We start from the raw sequence: 11,662 nt of genomic DNA, 5'->3' as shown, positions 1-11,662 counted from the left end.
GAGCCTTTCCTTTATTAGGTAGCAGGCCGTTTCATTCCGCAATTTGGGAAGGCCGTGTAGTGGGGCCGGATGGTGGAACATAACGACATGCTGGTTCTATTTGAATCTTTTAACATTGGAAAGACCGTTTTTCAGTTACGTTTCACTAATTTAACTGACAAACGAATCAGCTCGGGTTCATCCAACTTATCTGACCCGTTAATTCGGGCAACCAAGCGCTGAACAGCCCGGGTGCCCATTTCCACAGTAGGCTGTTGAACAGCAGTCACCGGAAGCGCTAAGAAGTCAAACCATGGTGCATTGTCGAACGTGCCTAATTTGAGGCCAGTTAAATTCCTCGCCGTAATTTCCGCCATAGCGGCTAAAAAAATTTCGTTGTCTGCCGTAAACAGCCCATCACAGGCCTGATTGATCAGTAGATTGCTGGTGTACCGTCGCACCCGTCTCATTTGGACGTCACTGCATTTAATAATATTCTCGTCGACCGCAATGCGATTTTCCTGCAGCGCCATCCGGTACCCGGCCAATCGTTCCTGACCCGCCGTGGAGACGCTGCTGGAAATGACGCCGATTCGGGTAGCCCCCTGCGCAATTAACGCATTAACGACCTGTTTTGCGCCATCCGCATTATTGACCAACAGCGTATCGTAGTCGCCATTATTGTTCGGCAAACGATCAATAAAAATGGCCGGTGTTCGACCCAATAGTAGATGATAATCCACACCGCGACGGGTACTAGCGATAATAAACCTGCTGACCATGTAGCCCTGCAGCATCTCAATGGCCTGTCGTTCAGTGCCCGGGTTCTCATCCGTATTGATGACGATGGTTCGGTAGTTCAGCGTCGCGGCCTCATCCTCAATGGCACGAACAACTGCGGTGAAAAAGGGATTCGCAATATTGGAAATGATGACGCCAATCGTTTTCGACTGGTTGGTTCGCATACTACGCGCTAGCAAATTAGGACGGTAGCCCAGTGTCTTAGCTAACTGCTGAATTTTGTGCTTCGTTGCTGGTTTGACCCGCGGACTATCGTTGAGCGCCCTAGAGACGGTTGCTTCAGAAACGCCCGCCCTTTTGGCCAGCTCACGAATTGTGACCTTCTTGTTGTCAGCCATTATGTCACCCACCTTCTCATGTCCCATTTGCTTTGATTATAGCGGAGTCCTCTCGCGTACGCTATGGGTGTCGCGCTAAAACGAGTTCAAAAATACAATCGATTACATTGCCCGTCTACAGCGCTAAATCAGCGTTAAGGTCATATTTAAACCGTTAATTTACACCCTGATTTCTTAGAAGACATGCTATGATAGTGGTAACGAAAACGGTTCCAAAAATACAAGCAAGGGTGGTGGCACCGATGCGCCTAGGAAGCATCGAAGCCGGTGGCACAAAGTTTGTCTGTGCTGTGGGCAACGAAAATTATCAAATTGAAGATCAGGTGCAATTTCCAACCACAACGCCGGTGGAAACTTTGCAACAGACGGTCGATTACTTTAAACAGTTTCCGGACTTAAAGGCCATTTCAATTGCGTCGTTTGGCCCCATTGAAATTCGTAAAAATGCGCCAAAATATGGGTTCATTACGGCAACCCCCAAACCCAACTGGTCCAATGTCGACTTCTTGGGCAGACTCAAACAGGACTTTGATCTGCCAATTGTTTGGACGACCGACGTGAACGGCTCGGCCTATGGTGAATACGTGATGTCCGTTCTATATAACGAGCGAATCGATTCACTGACCTACTATACGATTGGTACCGGCGTCGGGGCGGGAACCGTGATCGACGGGAAGTTTGTCGGCGAACTTGGACATCCGGAAATGGGCCATGTGCGGTTGAAGCGCCATCCTGATGACCTCGACTTTAAAGGAATTTGCCCCTACCACGGCGACTGTCTCGAAGGCCTTGTTGCCGGACCAACCTTTGAAGCGCGGACCGGCAACAAGGGTGCCGATGTGCCACTGACCGACCACGTGTGGGATATTATGGCCTACTACATTGCCCAAGCAGCCTTGCAGACCACTTTGGTCATGCGTCCTGCTAAAATCGTTTTTGGCGGTGGCGTCATGAGTGAGGCATTTTTGGATAAAGTACGTGACCAATTTAAGACCTTGATGAATGGGTACCTCGATGTTGGCGAGCTGGCTGATTATCTGACAATGCCACTCGTGAACATAACGGATCCGCAACGGTTGGGAACTTTGCCTTGGCGTTTAATGCGGTTAATCATTAATCACAGTGGTTGACCCTATAGTTTATATTTGATCCTAATTAAATAACTAGGATGACTTTCAACGGTCTGGTGCGGGAATCGATGTTTGATTCCCGCACCTTTTTTGGCTATCACGCTGAAGCGTTTCAGATGGAACGTGGATAACGTGCACCAGCGCCTACTCTGGAGATGTTTGCAGGGGATTAGTGTTGCTATTTTATATGTCGTTTTTTTTGTACGGTCTTCTAGACAACCTAATCGAAACGCGCTATATTGGGCCTTAAATCACACGCAAAGGACCGATGAAATGAGCGACCAACCCTTTAACCAACACAACCACGGTGGGCACACGCCCTATCCAGACGACCACACCTTTATTCTGGCGCAATCGCTGATGATCCGCACCGCGCCGGAATGGACCGCGTTGGCCACCCCACCGCAAACGTTGCCGGCCGGCACACTTGTGCACTACGTTAACCACGTCACCACTGGTCACTACCGATACGTCAAGACAACTGAGGGGACTTATCTGCCAACGGCTGATCTGACAACCAACACCGTGTTTGGTGCCGACAGTGACCCCACTGTCTCGCAGGTGCCAAATCAAACGCCTGTTGTCGGCCATCGATACGCAATGAACGGACTATTTCGAGTGACTCGTAAGACCCTTGCCGAACACAGCGCACCTGATTTCAATGCGCCAGTCAGCCGAACCTTTAAACGTGGTGCGACGCTCCCATATGTCGCCAAATACCGCACTGCTCACCATGGCTGGCTAGAAATTTCGCATGCTGAGGGTGGTAACGGGTATGTCCCTTTATCCGCTACGTTGCAGGAATAGCCGAGTATTGGGGTCGCGAAAAGACCGGGTCGAAAGGCGTGACCCGTTTAATTGAGCCCTGGACTTACACGCATCCAGAAACCATCACAACTACTGAAGACCCGCGTCAATCCTTAGTACCCACCACCGATGAAAAAACCGGGTTCGATCAGTTAGCCGCCAAAATTGCCCAGGTTGCTGCTTCAGACACCGTTGTCATTGGCCTGATCAATGACACCCATCTTGATAGCTACAACACCGCGCAATCCGCTAACACATTGCATGACCTTAAGGCACTAAGTTATTTCGCCAAAAACTACGGACTGGATGCCCTGGTTGCTAACGGTGACCTCAACGATGGCGTTCAAACGCTCGATCGCACGATTTTAGACATCGACCGGGCAGTTACTGCACTCAAAACCAGTGACACCCCATTCTTCATCACCCAGGCAACCACGATGACAACTCCGGATTTGCCCGATACGAAAACGGCTACCGCGTTGACCAGGTGCTCTCAAACGTTGCAGCATCCAATTTACGAAATCGTCATGCTTCTGCCAGCCAAATTCGGCCACAAACAAGCGAGCCTGCCTTCTACGGCAAATACCGGGTACCTCACAGCCCAGTCAGTTTGATCCTATTAGATACGTTTGATATCCCCGATTCGTCCTCAGAGGCTATTTTAAGCGTGATTACGTTGAGGCGCCAACTGGCCTTCACTGGACAGGAATCTTACAAAACATCCGTCATAGTCGTTCCCGGATTCAACAGGCACAGGCAGACTGGTTTAGCCAGACCATGGCAGATTTAGAACCAAATGAACAAGTCATTATTTTCACGCACGACAGCATCCGCTCAGCCGTGACCGATAACGCGGTTGGTCGTTTTTGGACCTACGACTGGTTTGCGAACAATCAACAGGGTGCTTACGTTCAGGTCTATCAAACGATTATCCGTCATCACGCACAAATCATCAGCGTCATGAACGGCCACACCCATGTCGACGATTGGGCGGATGATGACGGTATCAACTGGATCACCACAACTTGCGATGCGCCGGACCGCAGGAAGTCAGCCCACGGGGCGCACGCAACCCCTTCTGACTCAGCCTGGGACGTGCTGGTGATCAACCCAACGCAGCGTCACCTGACACGACTGCGGTATGGTTGGCAGGATGCAACGGGTTCAGTGAGCCGACTTCGGGTGTCCTTGTTTGGCGATGGGACAGATAACAGGGTGCCAAACCTGCACGAAAACCTGAACAAACTGCGTCCAGCGACGGTGACAAGAAACACGATCCTCTACAATCAAACCTCCAAGCAAACCCGCCAAAAATGGCGTGGTTTCCGCGCTCATTTCGACTATTGACCCGCCAAAATTTAAGAACTTTTTTCCTGAAATGACTAGACAAAGTTCTCGAACCACCATATAATATATACGATTTACCGAAACAAGGTAATTCATCAAGCCCGTGAATCTGCTCGGAAACCAGATTTACACCCAAAGCATCCCACCCCTTTCTTTGCATGGATCGGGGAGGGATGCTTTTTTAGAGTAGAGTGCAGAACCAGGGGCGGTTAAGGAGTGGAGCCTAGTGGACTTTACCCGTAAAAGCCGGGGCTTGGCTTTTGCGGGCGAAGTCCACTAGGTGCAACTCCTTGCCCCGTGTCGCACGTTTCGGCTAGATAAAAGTAGAACACCATGCCAAACGGGTCCTTTCGGAAATCAAAAAAGAAAAGTGCATCAAAAGCTCACTACCTCCATCACACTACCCATCCGTAGTACATATCAACTAGCATACAATCGCCTTTAACACAAAAAAAGAGCCAGCCCTAATTCAAGGCAGCCGACCCATACATACTCGCACTTATACAATCACCAATTCAATTCACCAATCCAAATTCATACAACCACTGCTTCACCATCTCATCATCCCCGCTCAAACAAAAGGCATCCAACAGCTCCCGAAAAACATCGTGTTTGTCAGCCGGAATCGTCAGCACACCGGCGCCTTGACTGAGCAACAGGTTGTTCGCCGCAAACAAAGCAGTCCGCTGATTACCTGACACAAAATACTGGAGCCGACAAATATCTAAAAACAGGTCAATCGCTTGGTCCGTCACCGGTTGCCGGCTGGTCAACAGTTCAATCAGGTACGTCTCACGTTCCGTTTGGTCCGGAATCGGTGGTACCCATTGACTCCTCGGTGCCAAATGACGGATCGTAGCAGTTCGCAACTTACCAGCGCCAGCCACACCGGGACCCACGACAAGCTGATTGATGCGCTGAATCGTTCGAAACGTAAAGGTGTTGGTGTTGATCAGGATAAAACGAAAGGCATCCACCAAATGTAATAACACGTCAATATCGTTTTGATTAAAGGCCTCAGTTGTTGCATAATCAATGATTGCCTGAGCCAGACTCAGATCAACATGTTTAAACTGACTGGCACAGTAAATGAGTTGCGGCTTATGATCAAGCAGCAACTGTTGATTATCACTAATGCTTAGCATTCCGTTATGGGCACTGCTCATCATACATCCACCCCACTTAGCCAATCTGCGCGTTAATAAACAACCGTTAAAAATATTACAGTTATTATAACATGTCATATTCAACGGCCGTTAGTGAAAGCCCTTAACGATTACCAATTTTTTTGACAAGTGTTCACAATTTCGGTATGCCCGTCGACAACTTAATTGAATTTTCTACCTCGGTTCGTTAAACTGGAACTAGTTTTTTACGCAAAATACACATTTTGACACTAACGTATCACTAAAACTAGGAAATTTCGGAGGGTGCTCAACCCATGAAAATTGCAGTGGTAACCGATTCAGCAACGTACCTTGATTTCGAGGACGTCAAGAAATACAACATCCACGTGATGCCCATCACCGTCATCTTTGGCAAGCAGACCTTCCTTGATAACGTTGACATCACAACCGCAGAATTTTATAAGCGCATGGCTGCAGACCCCATCATGCCGTCAACATCACAGATCACCCTCGGGCAAATGCAGGACATGTACGACCAGTTGGCCGATGAAGGGTACGACGCTGTCATCAGTATCCACCTATCATCCGGTATCACTACCTTCTTCAACAATCTTGAACAGTTCGTGCCGAGTGTCACGAACATCAAGGTGTACCCGTTTGATTCAATGATCGCATCAGCTGGCGAAGCTAACTTAGCGTTACTGGCCGCTCGTTTGGTTGAAGCTGGAAAGACGCCGGAAGAAATTATCGCCGCGCTGACCAAGTTTCGCGATACCATTGACGCCTACTTTGTCGTGGACGACCTGTCACACCTCGTTCATACGGGACGCCTTTCAAACGCCTCAAGTCTGGTGGGGAACCTGTTGCGGGTGAAACCGATCCTGACGTTTAACGAAGACGGTCAAATTGTCGCCATCGAGCGTGAACACACGATGCGGCGCGCATATAATGCCATTAAGAAAAAAAGTTGCCAACGCTTATGAAACAAGCAAGGTGCCGCTACGGTTCACCGTGATCAACGCCGACAACGCCGAGCGCCAACAACAGTGGGTCACAGATCTACACGCTAGTTTCCCGGACATGGTGATCGACGAATCCATCTTGGGACCCGTACTGGGCGTTCACGTGGGCGCCGGTACAATGGCGGTATTGTGGGCTTATGATTGGCAACAATGGCCGGTGTAGTAATCCTTTAAATGAAAAGAGACAATTAACATGCAATTCTATTCGATTGGTGGGCATAAAGGCGACACAGACTTTATGACCCGAAAAGCGTTTGTGACAAGACTGAGGGAAGAGCTGAAGGTGCCAACAATTGACCTAACGCAGTTTCCAACACCTAAAGACCAAGAACAATATGATCAATTAGTGATCTTTTTAAAGAAGTCTGTGTTGCCAAAGTTAAAGTAACAGTCCAGCGGGCAGAGCCAAAGCAATAAACAGCGGAATTAAATATCAAAAAATAAAGTAACACCCTGTTGCTAACACGTTTCAGCGATTTTAAAGCCCGGTTACAATTGGGTAAAAACATGGACAGACTCGCAATAATTTTATATAATGAAGTCCGAATTACTATTAAACTCGTAATTCATCAAGCATGTTGCCCGTCTAGAAAACGGGTGACCAGTATAGCACCCCTGTCAGGTTTTGCATGATCTGGTGGGGGTGTTTTTTAGAGTGTGAAGCAAGGCGGGTTAGGGGCGGTGTGTAACGAACTCTGACCAAAAAGTCTGGGCTTGACTTTTTGGTCAGAGTTCGTTACACGTTAGCCCCTTGCCTTGCTGAACACGTTTCGGCAATGTGACATGAAAGCTCGTCGCCAGTGGCACTAAGTAAAGTGAAAATGGACCCCAAGTCTGGCATTTTTGCCAGAGTTGGCTTATGCAGGAGCCCTCTACCTTGCTGAACACGTTTCGGCAATATGACATGAAAGCTCGTCGCCAGTGGCACTAAGTAAAGTGAAAATGGATCCCAAGTCTGACTTTTTTGACCAGAGTTGCTTACACAGTAGCCCTCTGACCTTGCTGAACACGTTTTTACAATGTGGTATTAAAGCTCGTCGCCAATTGCACTCAGTAAACTAGAACACAAAAACGCCCTCAACTAAAATCCAAATCAGGATTTTAAGTTGGGGGCGCTTTATAGTTACGTTGGAAAAAATTGGCTGTGTAATTAACATACTTACTATGGTCCTTGAGAGATAGGCTTTACAAGCTTGTCTTTCTAGGCCACGTAGCCGAAACGAGTTCCAGGAAGCAGAGACCGGCCGCGTAAGAGCGATTAGTGACAAATCCAAACCCGGGATTTCTCACTAATCGCTCTTACACTCTGGTCTCTAACCGCTTCCTTCCACTCTCTACTTATCTCCCTTCAAAGCACTCTTAGCAATCTGCAAAGCCGTGTCCGAAGTTTGACTTGAAACCGTAGAGACCTTCTTATTATTTTGCCAACTGATCTGGTTTGCCTGTGAATCCTGCGCGGTATCGTATACCGTGACAGCACCCTTATCGACATCCTGGTTGGTAATGTTATTCTTCTTCAATTGGTTTGACACCGTTGATGCCACCGTTGATGGCGCGGAATGCGCTAAGGTTGAGGTGTCGGTCACCGTGGTCACCGTCCAATCGCCCTGCTTCCAGTTGAGGATCACGTGGCCCATAACGCCCTGTTCTTCGGCTTTTGTACCGTTTGACAAGGTCACCGCTTGCCCACCGTGCGTAGCAGCTGAAACGTCCGACGCTGCCTTATCAGTAGAAGACTTTGTCTGTTGCTGATAGGTTGCTGTCGTATCGTTGTCATCCGTTGTCTTGTATGTCATCTTCGCGTTGGCGTTAGTCCCACTGACAGAACTGGCCTTTGCCGTTGACCCATCAGAATCGACCTTGGTTGGGACTGATAACTGAGTGGTACTGGTTGCGGAATCCCCCTGAACACTGATCAGTGAGGCGGCCTTAGATAAGCCGACCCCGGCACCGACACAGATTGCCAGAGTGGCAACCGCCGTAATTAGTTTTTGTTTGCGTAACATTGATAGCCCTTCTTTCAATTAGTCTGTGACAGTAGCGGCGTTGGCATTGATGTAGCCGACCCACTTGCCGTTTGAGTACAGTGAGTAATATTTCCGCCCGTTGTAGTGGTTATAGTAGTACTTCGCCGTGTACGTGTTACCGACCGTGGCTGTACCAGCATTTGATGTAAATACTAATGACTTCCAAATGTCATAGCCAGACTTTGTGATCTTGACGGTCTTGTTGTAGCTGATTGCCCGTGATGACAGGAACCAACTCTTGTTACGCTTGTGTTCCTTACTTGCATCAACGTTTTGACCCAATGCACTTGAAGCCCATGAATCGGTGTATTGCCAAAGATCATGGCTGGTGGTTGGTTCGCTTGATTGGTAAGCGGCCAACCAGTAACCATCGTACTTGGTCATGGCAGTGTTGGCGTATTCAGTCGCAAAACTGTTGTAGGAATAAAACAGGATCCGTTTGTGTGGCGCCAATGACCGTAATTCAGTGTACCAAGCTGCGGTAGCGCTGTTGGTGGTCCCACTTGTGACGGTCTGATCTTCGTAGTCGTTCACGTAGAAGTCAGCGTCAGGGGCGCGGTTGTAGAGGTCCTTTGCTTCAGTCTTGGCATCTGAGGTGCTCGAGTACTGGCTAAATGAGTAGACCCCATATTCCAACCCGTATTTCTTACATAAGGCTGCGGTTGTTGCAAAGTCTTTGTCCTTGTAGTCTCTCCCGTATTGAACCCGTAGGATGACGTACGGCACTGTTTTCTTCAAATTCTGAACTTCGGTAGCGGTTAGTTTCCCCTGCCACTCTGAGAGATCGGGAATCGAACTGCCAACGGCGGCTTTGGCCGGCTTCGTGGCAATGCTCAAGCTCCCGAACACCACTAAAATTGCTGTAAAGAGCCAGATGATCAGTCGATGACCACCGAGGCGGTTACCTGTCTCACTCACAAAAATCATATCCTTCCTCTATGTTAAACGATAGGGCGCGTGTGAGTCATATCGCGATATCGTTTAACCAATGCATCCTTATCCAAATCAATTATTGGGCTAACGTTTCTGGTCGAGCGTAACCGACCACGTGCACCATGGTGCCGAAATCGCTTCTGTGATCACACCATCGTCTTGCGCATCCAACATTTTACCGCTGCCGATATACATCCCGACGTGGGTAATGCTGCCGGTACTTGTCCCGAAGAAGGCGAGATCACCCTTCTCTAAGTTCGCCTTCGAGACGTGAGTGTACGTGTTGTACTGTGACTGTGCGGTCCGTGGCAGCGTCTTGTAAGCTGCCTTTTCATATACGTACTGGGTCAAGCCAGAACAGTCAAATGATGATGGGCCAGTTGCCCCATAGCTATACGACTTTCCCAGTTCACTTTTAGCCACGCCATAAACTGTGGCATAACTGGCACCAGCTTTAAGGTACCCGTTCCAGATCCAACCACTGACCTTCCCAGACTTGCTGGTCACGTAGTAGTACAGGTATGTAACGCCGTCTGATTTTTTCTCGTAAAGTTTCTTAGTTGCTTCCCAAGTCGTGTTGGGATAGTTCGATAAGTAGTGGGTCTTACTGCTAAAAGTGACCGTTGAGCTACTGATCGATAAATTGTACATGGCGCCGGCGGTACTCTTTTTAACGTATGTCGTGGGCGTCATACTGGATTCCTTCACGTACGTGTCGGCGTGGGCTAAGGTGTGGCCGCTAACGCCAATACCAGCCCTAGCAATCCCAGTAGTCCGACCTTCATATAGAAATGATGTCCATTCTTTCGTTTCAAAAAAATTCCTCCTCATTTGATACGCTTACTAAGTTACACCTCTTGTGCGACAGGTCAGTTACCAGAAAATATCATGATAGTTAATATTTTGTTTCAAGAATCACGTTTGACACATTCCTGTAACGTAAATCGTGATAAACGCTGTTATAGCAACGTTTAAGTGCGTTTTAATTTAAGAATTAGACATTTAGTTAACCAACAGTTAACCCATCTTTGCCATTTTTGTATTAGCCCTGTTAAACCAGGAATACGCACAAGTTAATATCAAAAATACCTTATTGTTTGGCATAGTAATTGTAAATCCAGGGTTATCCGTACCTGTAAATAGCGACAATTAACCTGTTTTGTCTGAACCATAAACGTACGATGACCAGTATTTAATGCCGACAGACGCTGGTCGTTTGAATGACCTGTGATCCTAATCGTCACCAAAGACAACCACTGCTACTGTTTCGTATTAAATGACGTCAAGACCATTTTTATTACATCTGTGTGTTACGCTACTAAAGCAATAAAATGCGCAACTATACCACTTTACGATTAATGCGCAGCTAAAAATGTTGAAAGCGCTTTATAAATTGTTTCAATTCTATTGACACACCCGTCAAATATTGGGAAAATGAAGATGAACGTGAATTAACTCACGAGATACTTAACCGATTAGGAGGGACTGAACATGATTAGAGACATGAACCCTGAACTCGTTGAACGGCAAGCCCAGCTTGCCTTGTGGCTGCTGGTGCATGCACCCCAACACACGGCCTTAACTGACTTGAAGGATTACTTAAGAACGGATGAAGAGACGCTGCGCCATGATTTAAACCTGGTCTCATCTTACCTGTACCCCTATAAAATCGTGGTGGACCCCACAGACGACCAGAAAGTAGGCGCAGTCGGCCAGGAATCAAACATTATCCGAGCCGTATTGGATCTGTTAAACGCAGCCGCCGTTACCGGTCAATTCACCACCCATTTTTCGATAACCGACAGCGAACTGGAACCCTATTTTACTGACCGGATCGAAGCGCTAACGGCTGTCATGACGGTGCCAGCAGACGCGAAGCAAAAGCTTTACAACTATTTATGGACCGTCGGCATGCGTTACCGGTTCGGTCATGTGAAACGGCCGGCGTTGGCCAGCTACTTCACACCCGCGCAATTGGCCTTGATCTCTGAACAAAAAGAAAGCCACCCCTGGTCGCAACAGACCATTGATGGCTTAGATAAGTTGTTGCCGGAGAACGTGGAACTTCCGATTATTGAAGATTATTTGCTGACGTTACGTGTGTGGCTGTACACGCACTAGCACGACAGTGGTATTGAAGATTGAACCAAT

Annotated in this window: 10 protein-coding genes and 2 pseudogenes; 7 read left to right on the top strand and 5 right to left on the bottom strand. The window is 48.0% G+C overall.

Annotated elements, in window-relative coordinates:
* Nucleotides 1-131 precede the first annotated feature (131 nt).
* A complete protein-coding gene (locus JCM11969_RS02995) occupies nucleotides 132-1,118 on the bottom strand; it encodes a LacI family DNA-binding transcriptional regulator (protein ID WP_054708056.1) in 987 nt (328 codons plus the stop codon).
* A 242-nt stretch (nucleotides 1,119-1,360) separates the two neighbouring features.
* Between JCM11969_RS02995 and scrK the strand changes: the two are divergent.
* The 4 genes and pseudogenes from scrK (at nucleotide 1,361) to JCM11969_RS02975 (ending at nucleotide 4,402) form a co-directional block, all read left to right on the top strand.
* A pseudogene (gene scrK, locus JCM11969_RS02990) lies at nucleotides 1,361-2,235 on the top strand (fructokinase ScrK).
* Nucleotides 2,236-2,521: 286 nt separating this feature from the next.
* Complete coding sequence (locus JCM11969_RS02985; RefSeq protein ID WP_054708053.1) at nucleotides 2,522-3,055, top strand: hypothetical protein; 534 nt, start codon at nucleotides 2,522-2,524, stop codon at nucleotides 3,053-3,055.
* A 38-nt stretch (nucleotides 3,056-3,093) separates the two neighbouring features.
* Nucleotides 3,094-3,669, top strand: a complete 576-nt coding sequence (locus JCM11969_RS02980; protein WP_054708051.1) for a hypothetical protein — start codon at nucleotides 3,094-3,096, stop codon at nucleotides 3,667-3,669.
* A gap of 163 nt (nucleotides 3,670-3,832) precedes the next feature.
* Nucleotides 3,833-4,402, top strand: a complete 570-nt coding sequence (locus tag JCM11969_RS02975) for a hypothetical protein (protein WP_054708048.1) — start codon at nucleotides 3,833-3,835, stop codon at nucleotides 4,400-4,402.
* A 515-nt stretch (nucleotides 4,403-4,917) separates the two neighbouring features.
* Here JCM11969_RS02975 and JCM11969_RS02970 read toward each other — a convergent pair.
* Complete coding sequence (locus JCM11969_RS02970; RefSeq protein ID WP_054708046.1) at nucleotides 4,918-5,571, bottom strand: Fic family protein; 654 nt, start codon at nucleotides 5,569-5,571, stop codon at nucleotides 4,918-4,920.
* A 272-nt stretch (nucleotides 5,572-5,843) separates the two neighbouring features.
* Here JCM11969_RS02970 and JCM11969_RS02965 point away from each other — a divergent pair.
* Nucleotides 5,844-6,714 (top strand): annotated as a pseudogene (locus tag JCM11969_RS02965) (DegV family protein).
* 30 nt (nucleotides 6,715-6,744) lie between these two features.
* On the top strand, nucleotides 6,745-6,939 hold the full coding sequence (locus JCM11969_RS02960; protein WP_054708043.1) for a hypothetical protein: 195 nt from the start codon (nucleotides 6,745-6,747) through the stop codon (nucleotides 6,937-6,939).
* Between the two features lie 946 nt (nucleotides 6,940-7,885).
* On the opposite strand, the gene JCM11969_RS02955 is transcribed toward JCM11969_RS02960, so the two are convergent.
* The 3 genes from JCM11969_RS02955 to JCM11969_RS02945 form a co-directional block, all read right to left on the bottom strand.
* Complete coding sequence (locus JCM11969_RS02955; RefSeq protein WP_054708040.1) at nucleotides 7,886-8,557, bottom strand: hypothetical protein; 672 nt, start codon at nucleotides 8,555-8,557, stop codon at nucleotides 7,886-7,888.
* A gap of 18 nt (nucleotides 8,558-8,575) precedes the next feature.
* Complete coding sequence (locus JCM11969_RS02950) at nucleotides 8,576-9,505, bottom strand: GH25 family lysozyme (RefSeq protein WP_054708037.1); 930 nt, start codon at nucleotides 9,503-9,505, stop codon at nucleotides 8,576-8,578.
* 90 nt (nucleotides 9,506-9,595) lie between these two features.
* Nucleotides 9,596-10,204 (bottom strand): C40 family peptidase, encoded by a 609-nt coding sequence (locus tag JCM11969_RS02945; protein ID WP_082409143.1) that lies wholly within the window; start codon nucleotides 10,202-10,204, stop codon nucleotides 9,596-9,598.
* A gap of 798 nt (nucleotides 10,205-11,002) precedes the next feature.
* Here JCM11969_RS02945 and JCM11969_RS02940 point away from each other — a divergent pair.
* Nucleotides 11,003-11,632: a hypothetical protein gene (locus JCM11969_RS02940; RefSeq protein WP_054708034.1), complete on the top strand. Its 630-nt coding sequence runs from the start codon at nucleotides 11,003-11,005 to the stop codon at nucleotides 11,630-11,632.
* The last annotated feature ends 30 nt before the right edge of the window (nucleotides 11,633-11,662 follow it).

It is taken from the genome of Secundilactobacillus paracollinoides DSM 15502 = JCM 11969 (assembly GCF_001311135.1).
In the GTDB taxonomy this organism is placed as follows: domain Bacteria; phylum Bacillota; class Bacilli; order Lactobacillales; family Lactobacillaceae; genus Secundilactobacillus; species Secundilactobacillus paracollinoides.
Note: the sequence above shows the minus strand (reverse complement) of the source record. Positions and strands in the feature narration are given on the sequence as shown.